We start from the raw sequence: 18,834 nt of genomic DNA, 5'->3' as shown, positions 1-18,834 counted from the left end.
CTACTCTTCCTCTCTTAGCATATACTTTTCAAGATATTCATCTCTAATTCTCTTAAGCTCTGTCTTTGGAAGAATCTTAAGTAATTTCCATCCTAAGTTTAATGTTTCTTCTATTGTTCTATTAGTTTCAAATCCTTGAGAAACATATTCTTCTTCAAAAGCTTCAGCAAATTTAGCAAATTTCTTATCTGTATCTGATAAAGCTGATTCTCCTAAGATAGCAGATAATTCTTTTGCTTGCTTACCTTGCGCATAAGCTGAGAATAATTGATTCATTGTATCTGCATGGTCTTCTCTTGTTTTTCCTTTACCTATACCTTTATCTTTAAGTCTTGATAGTGAAGGTAATACATCTATTGGAGGCATTACACCTTTTTTGTATAACTCTTTTGTAAGAATTATTTGCCCCTCTGTAATATACCCAGTTAAGTCTGGAATTGGATGCGTCTTATCTTCTTCTGGCATTGTAAGTATTGGAATTTGAGTTATAGATCCTTTTCTACCTCTAATTCTTCCTGCTCTTTCATATAATGTAGAAAGGTCAGTATATAGATATCCTGGATATCCTCTTCTTCCTGGTACTTCTTTTCTTGCAGCTGATACTTCTCTTAAAGCTTCTGCATAGTTTGTTATATCAGTCATAATTACAAGAACGTGCATGTCTTTTTCATATGCTAAGAATTCAGCAGCTGTTAATGCCATTCTTGGAGTAGCTATTCTCTCGATAGCTGGGTCAGATGCTAAGTTCATAAATAGAACTGCATTATCTATTGCACCAGTCTTTTTAAATTCATCTACGAAGAATTGAGATTCTTCGAAAGTTATACCTATAGCTGCAAATACAACAGCAAAGTTAGAATCTGAATTTAAAACCTTCGCTTGTCTTGCTATTTGAGCAGCTAATTGCGCATGTGGAAGACCTGCTGCTGAGAACACTGGTAACTTTTGTCCTCTAACAAGAGTATTTAATCCATCTATAGCAGATATTCCTGTTTGAATAAATTCAGCTGGAAAATCTCTTGATACTGGATTTATAGCTTCACCATTTATATCTTTATAAGCTTCTGGAATAATCTTTGGTCCTTTATCTATAGGGTTACCCATACCATCGAATACTCTTCCTAACATATCTTCAGATACCCCTAGTTGAAGAGGCTTTCCTAAGAATTTTACTTTTGTACCCTTTAGATTTATCCCTGAAGAACCTTCAAATAACTGAACCATAGCTCTAGATCCATTTACCTCAAGAACTTTACCTCTTCTTTTTTCGCCAGTTTGTATTTCAACTTCTACTAGCTCATCAAACTTTACACCGCTAACTCCTTCAACAACCATCAAAGGCCCTACAACTTCGGTTACAGTTCTGTATTCTCTAAGCATTTAGAACCCCTCCTTCGCGTATCAAATCATCAATAGCAATCTTAAGCTCTTCTGCAATTTCATCTGTTCTATTTATATCATCTTCATGAATATACTTAGCTCTTGCTATTTTATCTCTTACTTCTAATTCTAAAATTTTATTTAAGTATACTCCAGCTTCAAGGGCTCTTTCCGCTTCTTTCTTAAATAATAAAACTAATTTTAACATTCTATATTGCTTTTCTAGTGAAGTATACGTATCAATTTCATGGAAACTATTTTGTTGTAAATAGTCTTCTCTTATTGACTTAGCAACTTCTAACTTTAATCTATCTTTTTCAGATAAAGCATCTATACCTACTAATCTAACTATTTCATCAAGGCTAGCTTCTTCTTGTAATAAAGCCATAGCTTCCATTCTTAATTCTGACCAGTCTTCAGCAACTTCTTTATTAAAGTAAGCATCTATAGTATCTGCATATAAAGAATAAGATGATAACCAGTTTATTGCTGGGAAGTGTCTCTTATATGCTAATTGAGCATCTAATCCCCAGAATACCTTAACTATTCTTAAAGTTGATTGTGTAACTGGTTCTGAAAGGTCTCCACCTGGAGGTGATACTGCTCCTATTGCAGTTACTGATCCTTCTCTTCCATCTTTACCTAAGCAAATAACCTTACCAGCTCTTTCATAGTATTCAGCAAGTCTTGATCCTAAGTATGCAGGGTATCCTTCATCTCCTGGCATTTCTTCAAGTCTACCAGACATTTCTCTTAATGCTTCTGCCCATCTTGATGTTGAATCAGCCATTATTGATACTGAATATCCCATATCTCTAAAGTATTCAGCTATAGTTATACCTGTATATATTGAAGCTTCTCTAGCTGCAACTGGCATATTTGAAGTATTAGCTATAAGAACTGTTCTTTTCATTAAGCTTTCCCCAGTTTTAGGGTCAATAAGTTCTGGGAATTCATTAAGAACGTCTGTCATCTCATTTCCACGTTCTCCACATCCAACATAAACAACAATTTCAGCATCTCCCCATTTTGCAATTTGGTGTTGAGTAACTGTCTTACCTGCTCCGAAAGGCCCTGGTACTGCAGCTGCTCCACCCTTTGCTACAGGGAAGAATGTATCTATAACTCTTTGTCCTGTTGTCATTGGAACTGTTGGTTTTAATTTTGTTTCATATGGTCTACCTTTTCTTGCAGGCCATTTTTGCATCATAGTAAGTTCTTTATCCCCTTTTTCAGTTTCTAATACACAAACTGTATCAACAACTGTAAACTCACCTGATTTTATTTCTTTAACTTTACCACTTACTCCATATGGAACCATTATCTTATGTAATACAACTGTAGTTTCTTGAACTGTACCAATTATATCTCCTGCTGATACTTCATCTCCAATTTGAACAGTAGGTTTAAAGTCCCATACTCTTTCTCTGTTTAATGAATTAACTGAAATCCCCTTTGATAAGAAAGGTGAATTAGCAGCTTTTTCAAAAGCATCTAATGGTCTTTGAATTCCATCAAACATTGATTCAATAAGTCCTGGTCCTAACTCTAAGCTTAAAGGCTCTCCAGTTGTTACAACTGGGTCACCAGTACCTATACCTGTTGTTTCTTCGTAAACTTGGATAGATGCCTTATCTCCTCTCATCTCGATAATTTCTCCGATAAGACCTTTTTCTCCAACTTTAACCATATCATATATATTAGCTTCATCCATTCCTTCAGCTACAACTAAAGGACCTGAAACTTTAATTATCTTTCCAGTCTTCAACACTCTAACCTGCCTTCCTATAATATATTGACTCCTACAGCTTTCTCCACTGAATCACTTATTCTCTTTGAACCTATATTTAAAGTTCCTTGATTGCTTGGAATTAATATTACAGCAGGAAGTACTTGTTTATTATAACGCTCTATTGTTTCTTCTATTGTAACTGCAACTTGTTCTGTTATAAATATAACTGCGTAATCATTCATAGCCATCTTATCTACTGCTATTCTAGCTTCATCTGCATCAACAACTGGAAATACATCTATTCCTAATGCTTTAAAAGCTAAAACCGAGTCCTTATCTCCAACTACTCCAATTTTCTTATACATAACTATCACGCAGCCTTTCTCTTATTACTTCCTGAGAAATATTATTAAGCTTACCTACCATAATAATTCTAATAATTTTAATCTCTGTTTCTTTTGCATAGATATATGATAATATTCTATCTGGTCCAAAAGTAACTAATCTAGCACCCTTCATTAAATCCATAATATAATTATCACTTAATTTTTCTAAAAGACTTGCAGAGTTAGATTCCTTAAAGTTTTCTATTCCTTCTTTTATAATATCTGAGTATATTGTAGTGCTTAACTTAGTTATTATATTTTCAGGAGTTTCATTTATAATTGATATTAAAGTATCTTTATCAATAGCTCCACCAGAAATTAATACTTTTGATGCAAATTCTCTTCCTTGCCCTTGCTTCTTAAGTCTAATTAAAGTTCTAATATTAGTTAGATCGATTGTTGCCAAAACAAGTTTATCAGTAAATTTATAGTCTAATTTTTTCTTTATATCTTGCATTTCATCAAACATATATCTGTCTACAATAATATCGATTTTTTGTGGATCTTTATTTTCTTCAAAATCTTTTACAACTTCAATAACAGCTTTTTTAGTATATCCTTTTAAATCATCAAAGTTATCTAAATCAATTATACTTTTTAATTCCTTTAAATCTTCTATCCCTAAATCTATTAAAAGATTAGATAAATCCTTTGAAAGAAACTTTCCTTTTAGTAATACTTTTAAGTTATGATATCTATATTTTACGCTCATTAAATCTACTACGTCTTTAACTGGACAAAGTTCATACATTAATTCGTAAACTCTCTTTAATTCATAAGATAAAATATTTTCATAATCATTAACTCTTTTTGCTTTACTTAATATATTAGAATATTCCGTTTCATTAAGAATTTTTAAAGCTTCTTCTGCTGAAGGTGCTTCGATCATTCTTTCAATTTTAGTTCTATCAAGGAGTCTTGTTTCAAATACCCAAATTCTTGAAAGAGCTTGAGTAAACTGCATTACATCCATAGTTACCCTCCTTAACTAAATAACACCTTTGCAACTTCAAATTCTAATTCATCTCTTAATGAGCTTATTAAAGCTTCATATGTGTTATTAATTTCTATACCATTCTTTTCTAATATAAATCCACCTCTAAAACTTCCTTCTTTCTTAAGAAGTCTTATTTCACCCTTAAGTCCTTTATCTTTTAATTCAGCATTTAATGAATCCATAAATTCTAATCCAATCACCTTTAATCCCTCATGGTTTAAAACTAAGTTCTCATCACCTTCTATATCCATAGAGAGAATGCTTCTTCTAATAAAGTTACTTAATTCGTCTGCAGATAACGTACATAATTTATTTAAAGCTTCATCAAAAACATCATCTATTACTGATTGTTTTTGAGCTAACTTATCATTTCTTACTTTTAATTTTGCTGAAGAAATTATTCTATCTTTTTTAGATTTTCCTTCTTGCTCAGCCTTAGATAATATTTCATCTTCTAAAGCTTTTGCACTATTAACTCTCTTAGAAATTATTTTATTCTTCTCATCCTCTGAAGCAGCTAAAATACTATCCCTTTCTACTTCAGCATCCTTTAGGATCTTAGAAGTAATATTCTTCACATCTGACATAGTTTTATATCTCCAATCCTAGAATGTTTTCATAACTAACATAAATGAAATAACGAATCCTAATAATGCATATGTTTCAACCATAGCTGATAATATAATACCTTTAGTATTATGTTCTGGTCTCTTAGCTAATATTTGAATACCAGCTGCTGCAACTCTACCTTGAGCTATAGCTGAGAAATATCCTGCTAAAGCAATTGGAAGACAAGCTCCAAAAATATATAATCCTTGAGAAAGTGTCATACCACTTGATAATTTAGTAAATGCTAGAAATCCAACAACGAAACCGTATAAACCTTGAGTACCTGGTAATAGTTCTAGAACTAATGCTTTACCAAACTTTTCTGGTTCTTCTGTTACAAGTCCTGTAGCTGCTTCCCCTACTAATCCAACACCTTTTGCTGATCCTATTCCTGATAATCCAACTGCTAAAGCAATACCTAAAGCCGCGAAGATTATTCCCCCACTATTTTCCATTAAAAATTGTATCCATGTCATATTATTCATTTTTTATTCCTCCTAATTATTCTTTAAATTAATATATCTTTCTGATGATTTAAATGGAGTAAATGGCTTTCCTCCACCTTCGTAGAATTTTGAAAAATATTCTACATATTGTAATCTTGCTGTATGAACATATGCTCCTAATAATCCCAATAATAAATTAAATATGTGAGCTAAAACAAAAATTATTGGACCTATTATTATAGCTACTATGCCTTGTGGTAATTGTGCAATAAGCATATTTAATGCTCCTGCAATACTTCCACCAGCTAAACCTAAAGCCATAAGTCTTGTATATGAAACTAAATCTGATACATACCCAGTAATTCCATATAATGCATATAGGCCTTGGCCAATTTGTGCTCCCTTAGTTTTCTCAGTTCTACCACCAGTTAAAACTATAATTACAGCACCAACTATTAATCCACCTATACTTATATATTTCATAATCGGTGGCCATTTTAGCATGATACTTCCTGCTAATAATCCTATTGATACTAACGTTATAATCCATGCTCCTACATCATAAAATGCATCTTTTTTCTTACCATCTTTTATAAGAACATATGCCTTTATACCAAGTCCAAAGAATATTTGAATTACTCCTAAAACTATTGACATCCCTAATATTGTATTAATATCTCTTGAAGGATCTATAAGCCCTGGTATTTTTACTGCATCTCCAAAGAACGAACCATAGATTAATCCAAAAAAGATAGTTGGAAAACTTAAATAGAAAAAGAATCTTGCAAAATCCTCATTTTTCTTTGTAAGTTTTATAAATTTCATTGCACAAAATGCTACAATAAGCATTACAATTCCATATCCTGCATCTGCTACCATCATCCCAAAAAACACTAGATAAAAAGGTACAAGCAATGGTGTTGGGTCTACCTCATTATATTTTGGATAACTATACATTTCTGTAACAGATTCAAATGTTCTACTTAACTTATGATTACTAAGTTTTATAGGCACATCATCTATTTCTTCTTCTTTTACATCCTCAAAAATTATATAATAATCATCTTTTAATTGTTCATTACATATTTCTTTTAATTTTTCGTTATCTTCAACAGGACACCACCCCTGAATTGTTATAGTGTTATTTGTCTTTAAGAAATTAGTAGATACAGTTTTTCTTCCTAACTTGTTAGAATAATAATCATATACTAACTTTAAGGTTTTATTTTCATCTTCTAAAGAAGATATCTCTTCTTTTACGAAGAATATTTCTGATTTTATCTCTTCAATTTCTGCTGTATAGTCCATAACTAATTTTTGTGGACTATCTTTATGTTCTGTTTTAAACGGGCTAAATCCATACCCTCTAATAGTACTTAATACTTCATCTTCTTTTTCTTTGTTTGCTATTACTAGTATGTTCGTACCATTTGAATTCCTTGATATAATCTCAACATATGAATCTTGTAACTCTTCAAGTAATTTTTCTTCATATTGTTTAGCAATACTACCTAAAAAGTAAGAAGTCTTTTTTAACTCTTCTAAAGCTTTGAATGGAATATCAAGTGGTTGCCATGGAGTTAATATGTCTATTTCACCTTGAAGCTTAACTATTTTATTTTCTAATGATGTTAGCTTCTCTTCCTCTTTCTTCACCTTAGTATAAATATCAAGCCAATTAGATGATTCTACTTTTTTATCTAATTCATCGATAGTTACATACTCTTTATCATCTTCAAGAGCCTTAATTCCTGACTTTTTAGGCATATAGCTATTTAAAAATTCAAGAGCGAATTTAGCTTTTGATAAATTTTCCTCTAGCTCTGCACTTTCTGGACTAATCTCATCTTTCGCAAGATCTTGTAACTCCTCATTTTTCTCCAAGATATTTTCATCTTGTAAATTTATGAATTCAACTTTTGAAAATTCCTGTAGTTTACGAAGAAGTTCTTCTTTATGAGATTTAAAAGTTAGCAAAGTGAATTTATTCATCTTAACTATTGCCATAACTCTTCACTATCCTCTCAACAACTATATTTACAGCATTTTCTTTAACATCATTAGCTACATTTTTAATAGCATAAACTTCCTTTTCACCTTTTTCTAATATAGGCTTAGCTTCAAAATTTCCTTCTTCAATAGCAAGATTTATTATCTCATCTGCTTTTGCTCTAGCTTCTTTTAGAATTTCATTATACTTAGAATCAGCTTCACTTTTAGCTTTTTGAATCATCTCTGCTGCATTTTTCTTTGCTTCATTGATCATCTCATCAGCTTTTTGTTCTGCATTCTTTATTTCCTTAATTGCTTCTAACGCCAAAATCTCACCACCTTTTATTAACTTCTAATGATATAAATATTAATACTTTATATAGTATTAATTACTTTTTATTATCTATAATTATACACTGTTTTCTTTATTAATCAACTAACTTTTACCAAAGAAATTATTCTAATAATTTAAATTATATAACAAGTAAACGATTAATACTCTCTTTTTTATCTATAAACCGCTATATTTTATCCGTTATATCTAAATTTCCACCATTATATCCAAAAATATAATAAGTATTTTTATTAATTATTTTTTTATGTTTTATAAACTCTTTTATGTCTATACAGAAATTTTCAATATAGTTTTCTTTGAACGAATACTCATCTCTTAGCTTATCTTTTATCTCTCTTTCTTCCTCCCTAGTCATTCTATTTTCTAAAAACTCTGGCATACCTCTTCTTTTATTAAAAGTAAGATAATCGTATTTTATTATGTCTCTTAAAATAGTATTATCATCTTTTAATACTTCGTTATTAAATTCTAGGAACACTTTATAGTATTCGCTATTTCCTATATTTCTATTAAAATAATCCTTCATTTCGAAAAACTCTCCTAATCTTAAGAAGAAGTCAAAAGGCGTTTCAAACTTATCTACAAAGAAATTAATTATATTATTAAATTTTTGTGAATTATAATATTTATCTACCATATGCTCAACTTTTTTAAGAACTAATAATTCATCATAAGAAATATCTTTTGTAGAAAGAATTTCATAAGGTGGATATGGTGAATATTTCATATCATAAAGCTCTGCTTCTTCTCTCATCGAAGAACCTCTAAGCAATTTTAGAAACCCTAGTTGTATTTCTTCAGGCCCTATACTATATACGTCATTAAAAGATTTTTTAAAAGATGTATAGTCCTCTCCTGGAAGCCCTGCAATTAAATCTAAATGCTGCTTTATATTTTTTATTGCTAAAAGTTCTAATACTTTTTCTTTTATATCACTAAAATTTACAAATCTATTAATTTGTCTCAAGACATCATCATTAGTAGTTTGAACTCCAACTTCAAATTGGAATCTATCTTTAGGTGCCTTTCTTAAAATCTCTAATTCTTGTGGTTTTAATATATCTGCTGAAATTTCAAAGTGGAATTGAGTTTTAGTATCACTATTTATTAAAAACTCCCAAATAGCTGTAGAAAATTTAAAATTGCAGTTAAAAGTTCTATCAACAAACTTTACTAGTCTAACTTTTTTATCTATAAAAAATTGTAATTCTCTCTTTACTCTTTCTATATCTAAGAATCTAACTCCATGAGTTGTAGATGATAAACAATATTTGCAATTAAACGGACAACCTCTAGATGCTTCATAATATACTATTTTATTATCTAAATTTTCATCTTCTTTATACGGAAACACTATTTCATCCATATTCATAAGAGGTCTATTTCCATTAAATATAACTTCATTACCTTTTTTAAAGTATAATCCTCTAATAGATTCTAAATCTTTATTACCTAATTTATACTCTACAAACTCTCTAAATGTTTTTTCACCTTCACCTTGAATAATATAATCTCCATTTAACTCCTTTAAAATATTTAGACTATCATAAGAAACTTCTGGTCCTCCATATAGAATTTCTATATCCTTATCTACTAATTTTATTAAGTTAGATAGTCTAGTAACCATCTCTATATTCCATATATAAGTTGAAAATGCTACAACATTCGGTTTTTCTTTAATTATCTCCTCTAGTATCTTTTCATCTCTATCATTTATAGAGAATTCTCTTATAGAACATTCATAAGATAAATCCTCCGTAAATGCTTTTAGGTATCTAACAGCTAAATTGCTATGAATAAACTTTGAGTTTATAGCTGTAAGTAAAATCTTCATATTTCTTCTTCCTTTCTCTTGGGCTATAGTTTTTTACCTTTTACAAAGTAAATATCTTCCCATATTTTTTCTTCTGTAATCTTATAGTTGGGCTCTAATAGCTTTTTTGTATCTTCTAAGTTTGACTTAGACATTATATTTAAGTTTTTAAACTCAAATTCTTTAATCTTTTCTGATGGTAATACAGCTCTTATCTTATTATTAAAGACTTTTCCTATCTCTTTATTAATATCCCATATATAAATATTACCACCCTTTTTAACAAACCTTGTCACATCCTCAATAAGTTTAGCCCTACCACCTTCTCTCCAAATATCGCTTAGATAAAAGAATATTGTACACGTATCATATCCCTCTGATAACAATATATCTTTATTATTATCTTCTACATAATCTATTGCTAATTCATCAAAGACCTCTTTAGATAGGTTGTAAATTACTCCATAACTTTCTCCAACATCTAAAATATCTCCTTCAAGAATTACATCAGATAAATTTAATATTATTGTTTTACCCATAATTTCTCATCCCCTTTAAAACAATTTTACTATAAGTGAAAATCTAAATCTAGGATTTAGTTTATTGTATATTTTTTAAATGAAAAGAACTAGCCTTATTTACTAGTTCTTTTTATACTTCTTATTATATTTCAATACTTCTGCTATTATTAAAGCTATAATGAAAACAATAATAAATCCCCATATTATTATTGGTAATTTAAATATAGTTTTATTACCTGTACTTTCTAACTTATATAAAACACCTACTTTACTATCTAAAACATATATACCATCTTTATAACACCTTATCACTTCAACCTTACTATTATCGCCTAAATCAACAATTTTATTTGCTACATTGTTTTTTCCTAAAGAGTATAAATAGTTTTCCTTATTATCAGCAAAAACAATTACATCTTGTCCTAATATATTACCTTCCCTATCTACTGCTAGTCCTTTTAAAGAAGATAAATTATAATGCTGATATATTGGCCCATAAGGAGTTTTTGTTGGTGGATTACTAATAACTGGTTCTAATTTATTTGTACCATCTGAAAATTTCGGTGATGTAATTGAATCTCCTCCACTATAATCAGGCCATCCGTACCATGCATTTTCTTTTATTTCATAAATATAATCTTTATCATCTTTAACAGCCCTACTTCCTTTATCTTCCATTCCACCTACTATAGCTATTATCTTCCCCTCATTATTAAAATCTAATCCTTCAATGTTTCTAATTCCGGTAGCAAAGGTACTTATCTTGCCTGATGTAAAATCATACGATAAAATAGTTCCATTACTTATTATTCCTTCCTTCACCTTTTCTCCACTCTTATTTTGTATTCCATATTCTACAAAAGCTCCAGTGTTGTTATCTCCATAGTTTTCACCTGATAAAATCCATTCGAAAGATGGCACATCACAATCTGTACTATCTTTATCTAATATTCCTGAATTTGTATTTGTTCCTATAGTTATATAAAGAATATCATCTTCTATTAATAATTTTGTATACTTATTTTCACCTAAATTAGGCAGATCTTTTATAAGTTCCAATATTTCATCATTTTCATAATTGTACTTAACTATATCTCTTCCTGTAGCAAGTATTATTTCATTTTTGTAAATAACCATATCGTAAATATTAAAATCTTTTTTCTTTATTAAAGTTTCTTCTTTATTATCTTCTTTTATAATTTTCAAAGAATCACTAAATGCTATGTATAAATTGCCATTTTCATCAAAGTCAAAACTTTTTGCATCTTTTATTCCTTTATTATTTATACTCCATCCAATATTTTTATTTATTATGTCTATAGTATATTTATTATTTATTTCGTAAATTCCAAAAGATATGGATACAACAAGTGTTGAAAATACTAAAAACTTCAAAAATCTTTTCATAATATCTCACTCCCTCTCTAATTAATTTATATTTAGTTACCTATATAAATTATTACTTAAATTTCACTTTAAATTAATTTTACTTAATAAAAAATTCTTAAGCATCACCTAAATTTCTAAAATAATAAAAGAAACTGCCTACTAAAAAACAGTTTCTTTTTTCTTCATTTTTTATTTACTTTTATCTTTATAATGAGTATGCAAAAGTTTATGAGCTTTTTCACTATTTGGTTCACCTAAATACTCATCATAAAGTCTTAATATTTCGTGGTTTTTATGAGATTTTCTAAGCTTCTTATCTTTATCTTCTTTATATAAAGCTTCCATTCTCTTCTTCAATATATCTCTGTTTGCTCTAATAAATGGTTGCCCACCACCATCTATACAACCACCAGGACATGCCATTATTTCTATAAAATCATACTTGTTCTTACCTTCTTCAATATCATCCATTATCTTTTTAGCATTACCTAATGAATTAACTACAGCTATACTAACATTTTTATCTCCAATTTTTATTTTAGCTTCTTTAATACCATCTAACCCTCTAATATTATCAAAATCTATTCTATATAACTCTTCACCAGTTATCCATTCATAAGCAGTTCTTAATGCTGCCTCCATTACTCCTCCTGATGTTCCGAAAATAACTCCTGCACCTGTAGATTCTCCTAAAGGATTATCAAATTCCTCTTCCTTCATATTTCTAAGATCCATTCCAGCTTCTTTTATCATCTTTGCTAATTCTCTAGTAGTGATAACTATATCAATATCTTGTATACCATCTCTTCCCATCTCTTCTCTTGATGCTTCATATTTTTTAGCAGTACACGGCATTACTGATACTACTACTATCTTTTCTACTGGAATCCCTAATTTTTCTGCTAAATATGTCTTAGCTATAGCACCAAACATTTGTTGTGGTGATTTACACGTTGATGGTAAACTTAGATGATCAGGGTAATTCTTTTCTATAAAATTTATCCATCCTGGACAACAACTAGTAATCATAGGTAAGTTTTCACCTTTAGTCACTCTGTCAATAAACTCTTTAGCCTCTTCCATTATAGTTAAGTCTGCTGCAAAATCTGTATCAAAAACCTTTTTAAATCCTAAAGCTTTTAAAGCTCCTACCATAAGTTTTGTTACAGATGTTCCTGGTTTCATTCCAAATTCTTCACCTAATGCAGCTCTTACTGCCGGTGCTGTACTTACTATAACATATTTATCAGCATCACTTAATGCATCCCATACTCTATCATAGTCATAAACTTCCCTTAAAGCTCCTGTTGGACATACTGAAACACATTGCCCACAATAAGTACATTCAGTTTCACTTAATGGTTTTGAGAAAAATGTAGATATAGTAGTATCAAATCCTCTATCTATAGGAGTTAAAGCATGAACTTTTTGGATATCGTTACATACAGTTACACACCTTCTACATAATATGCACTTCTCCATATCTTTTACTATCGCTGGTGAAGAATAATCTCTACCATAGGTATTTCTTTCACCTTCATATTTTATTTCATATACACCTAAATCTGCAGCCATCTTTTGAAGCTCACATTTTAAATTTTTTTCACATTTTAAACAATCCATAGGATGATTTGAAAGTAATAATCCTACAATATTTCTTCTTGCTTGAATCGCTCTTGGTGTATTTGTCTTTATTACCATCCCATCAAATACAGGAGTCGAACATGCTGGTGCTAAATTTTTTCTTCCTTCAACCTCTACAACGCAAACCCTACAAGTACCTTTACAATTCTCACTTTTACCATCTTGCATATACATATGACAAAGTGTTGGTATTTCTATATTCATCTGCTCCGCAACTTTTAATATCATAGAACCATCTTCAACTAAAATATTCTTACCATTTATATTTACTGATACCATATTCATACTAACACCTCCTATTCTCTAACTATTGCTTTAAATGGACATATAGCCTCACAAGCACCACATTTAATACATTTATTTTGATCTATAACATGCTTTTCTCTTGGTTTTCCTTTTATACAGCCAGCTGGACATCCTTTTGCACATTTAGTACAGCCAAAGCACTTATCAGTAATTCTATATTTTAATAATTTCTTACAAATTCCTGAATAGCATTTATGCTCTTTAACGTGTGCCTCATATTCATCCATAAAATATTTCATAGTCGATATTATTGGATTTGCTGCAGTTTGACCAAGGCCACAAAGTGCAGTATCTTTTATTGATTCAGATAAAACTTGAAGTTTTTTCAAATCTACTAGTGTAGCTTTTCCTTCAGTTATCTTTTGCAACATTTCAAGTAATCTCTTACATCCTACTCTACAAGGTGTACATTTTCCACAGCTCTCATCTACTATAAACTCCATATAGAACTTAGCTATATCTACCATACAGTTATCTTCATCCATTACTATCATTCCACCTGATCCCATCATAGATCCAATATTTAGCAATGAATCGTAATCTATTGGAACATCTAATAATTCAGCTGGAATACATCCTCCAGATGGTCCACCTGTTTGAACTGCTTTTAGCTTTTTACCATCTTTTACACCTTCACCTATTTCATAAATGATTTCTCTTAATGTAATTCCCATAGGAACTTCTACAAGCCCAACATTATTAATCTTTCCTGCTAAAGCAAAAACCTTAGTCCCTTTTGATTTTTCTGTTCCTATAGAACTATACCAATCAGCCCCTCTATTAATTATTGCTGGAATATTTGCAAATGTCTCTACGTTATTAACTGATGTTGGCTTACTCCATAGTCCAGATACTGCTGGGAATGGTGGTTTATTAGTTGGCTCTCCTCTTGACCCTTCTATTGATTTTATAAGAGCTGTTTCTTCTCCACATACAAATGCTCCTGCCCCATATTTTATTTCTATATCAAAATTAAACCCTGAATTTAAAATATTTTCACCTAAAAGACCAACTTCTTTTGCTTGCTTTATAGCAATTAATAATCTACTTACTGCCAAAGGATATTCTGCTCTAATATAAATATATCCATTAGAAGCTCCTATAGAATATCCTGCTATTGCCATAGCTTCTAAAACTGAGTGAGGATCTCCTTCTAATATAGATCTATCCATAAATGCACCTGGATCTCCCTCATCTGCATTACAAATTATATACTTAACATCGCTCTTACTTTCACGTGCAAACTTCCACTTAACTCCTGTTGGGAATCCTCCGCCCCCTCTTCCTCTTAATCCTGATTTAGTTATTTCATTAATAACTTCAATAGGTTCATAATTCTTAAGGACATTTCCTAATGCCTTATATCCCTCTACTGCAATATACTCTTTTATATTTTCTGGATCTATAACCCCACAATTTCTTAAAGCTATTCTCATCTGCTTTTTATAAAAAGGTATATTATGCTGTGATTTTATTTTTATATTTTCACTTGGATCAGTAAATAATAATCTTTCTACAACATTTCCATCAATAATATGATTTTTAATTATATCTTCAGCATCTTCTGGAGTTACTTGAACATAGAAAGTATCATCTGGTTCTATTTTGACTATAGGGCCTTTAGCGCAAAATCCAAAGCATCCTGCCATAATAACTTTTACCTTATCTTTTAAACTATATTTGTCAATAAACTTATTTAATTCACTCAAAATTTTATCTGCATTAGCTGATTTACATCCAGTCCCTCCACAAATAAGTATATGTTTTTCTCCGTTATCATTTACGCAACTTTTATCTACTCTTAAATTTATATACTTTTTATATTTTTCAGCTTTATCTAATAACTCCTCATAAGATGAAATTTTTCTCATATTAAACCTCCAAACGTTTATGTTCGTTTATAACTTCTTCAACATTTTTCTTAGTAAAATGTCCATAAACCCTATTATTTACCATAACTACTGGTGCAAGTCCACAAGCCCCTACACATCTTAATGTATCTAGAGTAAATAATCCATCTTCAGTAGTTTCACCTACTTCGATATTGAGGTTCTTTTTAAACTCCTCTATTATCTCTCCTGCGCCTCTAACAAAGCAAGCTGTTCCAGCACATACATTTATTACATATTTACCTTTTGGTTCAGTAGTAAAAAATGAATAAAACGTAATTACTCCATAAACTTTTGATACTGGTACCCCTAACTTTTCTGATACAAATAACTGTACCTCTTCTCCTAAGTATCCAAACAATTCTTGTGCTTTGTGAAGTACTGCTATTAAGTCATTCTCCTTTAAATCATTTTTTTCAATATAATCGCCTAACTCATTAAATTTTTCTTTGTTAACATTAGAAATACACATACTTTTTGCCTCCCTTCATTATTATAAATTTAATATACGTTAATTTTATCACAATACAGTATATATTTTCCAGTTATTGTAACAATTTTCTTAATATTTTGAATAATATTATTATTTTTTCTATTAAAGAAACTCTATATATAACATAATTATTATTTTTCCAGAATATGTATTAAGGAAACTCACTACCATATTTGTTTATAGACATAATTTCACTTTAAACAAATCTTAGATTTTGAGTTTCGTTTAATGTAAATCGAAGAGGTGAATTAATTGGAAAAAGATAATTTCTTTAAAAATTCGTTTTTCTTAACAGCAGCAAATATCACAACTGGTATCTTAGGATTTATATTCTCCATATATTTATCCAAGTTGATAGGTCCAGAAGGTATAGGACTATATGGGCTAGTAATGCCTATATACAATTTATTTATAAGCCTTATGACAGCTGGAATTATAGCTGCTATTTCTCAAAGAGCTGCCATATATACTTCTAAAAGAGAATATAATAACCTTTTTAAAACTATAAATACTGTAGCTTTTTTTAATATTATCTGGTCAGTAGCAATAGGTGTTTTAGTTTTTATATTAGCTCCATACATAAGTGAATACGGTGTTAAAGATATGAGAACATTAAATGCTATAAGGGTAACTTGTCCTGCAATGGTATTTATAGCCTTATCTAATATACTAAAAGGCTTTTTTTATGGTACATCAAAAATCACAGTTCCTGCATTTATAGATATATTAGAAAAAGCTATGAGAATAATAACAATTGCCTTACTTATATTTATATTTAAAGCTAATACACTATCATCTTTAGTTACCCTTGCTTATGTTTCATTAGCTATTGGAGAACTTCAAAGCCTTTTATTACTTTACGCTTATTATAAGCACATAGTAAAAAAGATTCCTCCTTCTTATGAAAAGCCTGAGCGCAAAGCTCAATTACTTTTTAATGTTTTAGCAGTATCATTCCCATTATGTTTAAATGGATTTATGGGAAATATATTTTCAGCTATGTCTACTTTAGTAGTTCCACGAAGGCTTGTATCAATTGGACTTGAATATTCAACTGCAATTGCTATGATAGGTAAGTTTAATGGTATGGCGTTAACAATAGTTACTTTTCCACTTATAGTTGTTAATTCTATTAGTACGCTTTTAATGCCTGATCTTTCTGAAACTTTAAGCAAAGGTGAATATTATAGTGCATCAGTTAGAATACGTAAAGTTTTGAAAATTGCTTTTTTACTTGGTATTGCTACTTGTATAATTTGTCTACTTATTCCTGACTCTTTAGGGAAAATGTTTTACGGTAGAGATGACCTAGGTTTGTATATTAAAGTTTGTGCTTTATCTGCTCCATTATTTTTTACTTCAAGTACTATGTTTGGAATTCTAAATGGATTAAATAGACAAAGCATAATATTAAGAAACTCTCTTATAACTTCTTCAATAGAACTTATTTCTTTATATATACTTACAGGGATAAAAAGTATAAATGTATTTTCAACTGCTATAACTCTATTTATTACATCTATTATAAGTTTAATAATAAATCTACATGAAATAAAAAAACATATAGATATATCATTATCCTCTATAAATATTATAATTTTTTCACTTATTGGTCTACTAACTTACCTTCTTTTAAGATTATTAACTAACACAATATTAAGTGATTTATTTATAGTTAAAAATATTATAATTATTATACTAACATTCGGATTATTTGCATACTTTAGTGGCTTTGGAATAGAGGAAGAGTAAATTAATTAAAAGTTAATAGCATAAGAACAAATCCAGCACTAGCTGGATTTTCTATTTTAAAGAATAATCAAACAACATTTTAATTAGCTTTAGCGTATATAAATTTCATATGATACAATATAATTAATAATATTTTAAAGGAGATTTTATGCTTGGTTATATATTTATAGTTTTAATTATTATTGCATTATTTATTTTAATTATTTATGCAAACAAATTATGTAAAATAGTAATTTATCCTAAGAAAAAAAGTTATGAAGATGGATATGAAAATCAAATAAAAAAATTAAACCTTGAAGACTTTTATAATAACTTAGAAAAGGAACACATAACACTAAAATCAGATTATGGTTATGATATTAAAGGAATATTTATTCCAAACTCTAATTCAAAGAAATGTATTATACTTTGCCATGGGATTACCGTAAATACAAACTATTCTGTTAAATATATAAAACCTTTTTATAATCGTGGATTCTCAGTTTTTATGTATGACCATAGAAATCATGGATTAAGTGGTGGAACCTATACTTCCATGGGATATTTTGAAAAGTATGACCTTAAAACTTGTGCTAATTTTCTTTTCAATAAACTAGGACCTGATATTAATTTAGGAGTATTAGGCGAGTCAATGGGAGCTGCTACTGTACTTCAATATTGTGCTATAGATAATAGAGTTTCTTTTTGTATTGAAGATTGCGGATACTCTGATGTTTTTGAATTATTTAAACATAGACTTAAAGAAGATTATAAAATAAACTTTTTACCTCTATTGTTTATAGCTGATATAATTATGAAAGTTAGGTATAAATGGAGTTTTAAATCCGCTTCTCCATTAACATATATAAAAAATATTGATATTCCAATACTCTTTATCCATGGTGATATGGATGATTATGTACCTACATATATGGTATATGATTTATTCAATTCAAAAACTACTGGATTTAAGGAGCTATATATTGCTAAAAATGCTAAACATGCAGAAGCTTTAACATCAAATCCAGATAAATACGATGAGATAATAGGAAATTTCCTTAAAAAAATTGATTTAATTTAATTTTGGATAAATAAAAAATCAGAATAAACCATTATGTTTATTCTGATTTCTTATATTAAATTATATTTAC

16 protein-coding genes are annotated in these 18,834 nt (G+C 29.5%); 2 read left to right on the top strand and 14 right to left on the bottom strand.

Annotation, left to right across the window (positions count from 1 at the left end):
• From ARA56_RS12955 to ARA56_RS12890, 14 genes are all read right to left on the bottom strand, one after another.
• Positions 1-1,380, bottom strand: coding sequence for a V-type ATP synthase subunit B (locus tag ARA56_RS12955; protein WP_055267342.1), 1,380 nt, complete (start codon positions 1,378-1,380; stop codon positions 1-3).
• On the bottom strand, positions 1,373-3,148 hold the full coding sequence (locus ARA56_RS12950; protein WP_055267361.1) for a V-type ATP synthase subunit A: 1,776 nt from the start codon (positions 3,146-3,148) through the stop codon (positions 1,373-1,375). Before ARA56_RS12950 ends, ARA56_RS12955 begins: the two co-directional genes overlap by 8 nt.
• A gap of 17 nt (positions 3,149-3,165) precedes the next feature.
• The gene (locus ARA56_RS12945; protein WP_055267360.1) at positions 3,166-3,477 is read right to left on the bottom strand and encodes a V-type ATP synthase subunit F; all 312 of its coding nucleotides are present in this window, start codon (positions 3,475-3,477) and stop codon (positions 3,166-3,168) included.
• The gene (locus tag ARA56_RS12940; protein ID WP_055267340.1) at positions 3,470-4,471 is read right to left on the bottom strand and encodes a V-type ATP synthase subunit C; all 1,002 of its coding nucleotides are present in this window, start codon (positions 4,469-4,471) and stop codon (positions 3,470-3,472) included. Before ARA56_RS12940 ends, ARA56_RS12945 begins: the two co-directional genes overlap by 8 nt.
• An 11-nt stretch (positions 4,472-4,482) precedes the next feature.
• Positions 4,483-5,082: a V-type ATP synthase subunit E gene (locus ARA56_RS12935; RefSeq protein WP_055267338.1), complete on the bottom strand. Its 600-nt coding sequence runs from the start codon at positions 5,080-5,082 to the stop codon at positions 4,483-4,485.
• 18 nt (positions 5,083-5,100) lie between these two features.
• Positions 5,101-5,589 (bottom strand): V-type ATP synthase subunit K, encoded by a 489-nt coding sequence (locus tag ARA56_RS12930; RefSeq protein ID WP_055267336.1) that lies wholly within the window; start codon positions 5,587-5,589, stop codon positions 5,101-5,103.
• Positions 5,590-5,601: 12 nt separating this feature from the next.
• Positions 5,602-7,557 carry a V-type ATP synthase subunit I gene (locus ARA56_RS12925; RefSeq protein WP_055267334.1) on the bottom strand — a complete coding sequence of 652 codons (1,956 nt, stop codon included), beginning with the start codon at positions 7,555-7,557 and terminating at the stop codon, positions 5,602-5,604.
• Positions 7,544-7,870, bottom strand: coding sequence for an ATP synthase archaeal subunit H (gene ahaH / locus ARA56_RS12920; protein WP_055267332.1), 327 nt, complete (start codon positions 7,868-7,870; stop codon positions 7,544-7,546). Before ahaH ends, ARA56_RS12925 begins: the two co-directional genes overlap by 14 nt.
• Positions 7,871-8,063: 193 nt before the next feature.
• Positions 8,064-9,731: a B12-binding domain-containing radical SAM protein gene (locus ARA56_RS12915; protein WP_055267329.1), complete on the bottom strand. Its 1,668-nt coding sequence runs from the start codon at positions 9,729-9,731 to the stop codon at positions 8,064-8,066.
• Between the two features lie 23 nt (positions 9,732-9,754).
• Positions 9,755-10,249, bottom strand: coding sequence for a hypothetical protein (locus ARA56_RS12910; RefSeq protein ID WP_055267327.1), 495 nt, complete (start codon positions 10,247-10,249; stop codon positions 9,755-9,757).
• A gap of 102 nt (positions 10,250-10,351) precedes the next feature.
• A complete protein-coding gene (locus ARA56_RS12905) occupies positions 10,352-11,638 on the bottom strand; it encodes a PQQ-dependent sugar dehydrogenase family protein (protein WP_055267325.1) in 1,287 nt (428 codons plus the stop codon).
• 171 nt (positions 11,639-11,809) lie between these two features.
• Positions 11,810-13,549, bottom strand: coding sequence for an NADH-dependent [FeFe] hydrogenase, group A6 (locus ARA56_RS12900; RefSeq protein ID WP_055267323.1), 1,740 nt, complete (start codon positions 13,547-13,549; stop codon positions 11,810-11,812).
• 11 nt (positions 13,550-13,560) lie between these two features.
• Entirely contained in the window at positions 13,561-15,441 is a 1,881-nt protein-coding gene (gene nuoF / locus ARA56_RS12895; RefSeq protein WP_055267321.1) for an NADH-quinone oxidoreductase subunit NuoF, read from the bottom strand.
• A gap of 1 nt (position 15,442) precedes the next feature.
• The gene (locus ARA56_RS12890; protein ID WP_055267319.1) at positions 15,443-15,931 is read right to left on the bottom strand and encodes an NADH-quinone oxidoreductase subunit NuoE family protein; all 489 of its coding nucleotides are present in this window, start codon (positions 15,929-15,931) and stop codon (positions 15,443-15,445) included.
• A 273-nt stretch (positions 15,932-16,204) separates the two neighbouring features.
• Here ARA56_RS12890 and spoVB point away from each other — a divergent pair, with 273 nt between their 5' ends.
• Both spoVB and ARA56_RS12880 read left to right on the top strand, forming a co-directional pair.
• Entirely contained in the window at positions 16,205-17,704 is a 1,500-nt protein-coding gene (gene spoVB / locus ARA56_RS12885; protein ID WP_055267317.1) for a stage V sporulation protein B, read from the top strand.
• Positions 17,705-17,852: 148 nt separating this feature from the next.
• Positions 17,853-18,764 carry an alpha/beta hydrolase gene (locus ARA56_RS12880; RefSeq protein ID WP_055267315.1) on the top strand — a complete coding sequence of 304 codons (912 nt, stop codon included), beginning with the start codon at positions 17,853-17,855 and terminating at the stop codon, positions 18,762-18,764.
• Positions 18,765-18,834 lie beyond the last annotated feature (70 nt).

Origin of the sequence: Clostridium disporicum, from assembly GCF_001405015.1 — a bacterium.
Lineage (GTDB): Bacteria > Bacillota > Clostridia > Clostridiales > Clostridiaceae > Clostridium > Clostridium disporicum_B.
Note: the sequence above shows the minus strand (reverse complement) of the source record. Positions and strands in the feature narration are given on the sequence as shown.

Excerpts from the sequence above, each read along its gene's own strand:
- ARA56_RS12940 (WP_055267340.1), bottom strand. The coding sequence starts at position 4,471 with ATGGATGTAATGCAGTTTACTCAAGCTCTTTCAAGAATTTGGGTATTT.
- ARA56_RS12915 (WP_055267329.1), bottom strand. The coding sequence starts at position 9,731 with ATGAAGATTTTACTTACAGCTATAAACTCAAAGTTTATTCATAGCAAT.
- ARA56_RS12945 (WP_055267360.1), bottom strand. The coding sequence starts at position 3,477 with ATGTATAAGAAAATTGGAGTAGTTGGAGATAAGGACTCGGTTTTAGCT.
- ARA56_RS12910 (WP_055267327.1), bottom strand. The coding sequence starts at position 10,249 with ATGGGTAAAACAATAATATTAAATTTATCTGATGTAATTCTTGAAGGA.
- ARA56_RS12890 (WP_055267319.1), bottom strand. The coding sequence starts at position 15,931 with ATGTGTATTTCTAATGTTAACAAAGAAAAATTTAATGAGTTAGGCGAT.
- ARA56_RS12930 (WP_055267336.1), bottom strand. The coding sequence starts at position 5,589 with ATGAATAATATGACATGGATACAATTTTTAATGGAAAATAGTGGGGGA.
- nuoF (WP_055267321.1), bottom strand. The coding sequence starts at position 15,441 with ATGAGAAAAATTTCATCTTATGAGGAGTTATTAGATAAAGCTGAAAAA.
- ARA56_RS12900 (WP_055267323.1), bottom strand. The coding sequence starts at position 13,549 with ATGAATATGGTATCAGTAAATATAAATGGTAAGAATATTTTAGTTGAA.
- ARA56_RS12905 (WP_055267325.1), bottom strand. The coding sequence starts at position 11,638 with ATGAAAAGATTTTTGAAGTTTTTAGTATTTTCAACACTTGTTGTATCC.
- ARA56_RS12955 (WP_055267342.1), bottom strand. The coding sequence starts at position 1,380 with ATGCTTAGAGAATACAGAACTGTAACCGAAGTTGTAGGGCCTTTGATG.
- ARA56_RS12880 (WP_055267315.1), top strand. The coding sequence starts at position 17,853 with ATGCTTGGTTATATATTTATAGTTTTAATTATTATTGCATTATTTATT.
- ARA56_RS12925 (WP_055267334.1), bottom strand. The coding sequence starts at position 7,557 with ATGGCAATAGTTAAGATGAATAAATTCACTTTGCTAACTTTTAAATCT.
- ARA56_RS12935 (WP_055267338.1), bottom strand. The coding sequence starts at position 5,082 with ATGTCAGATGTGAAGAATATTACTTCTAAGATCCTAAAGGATGCTGAA.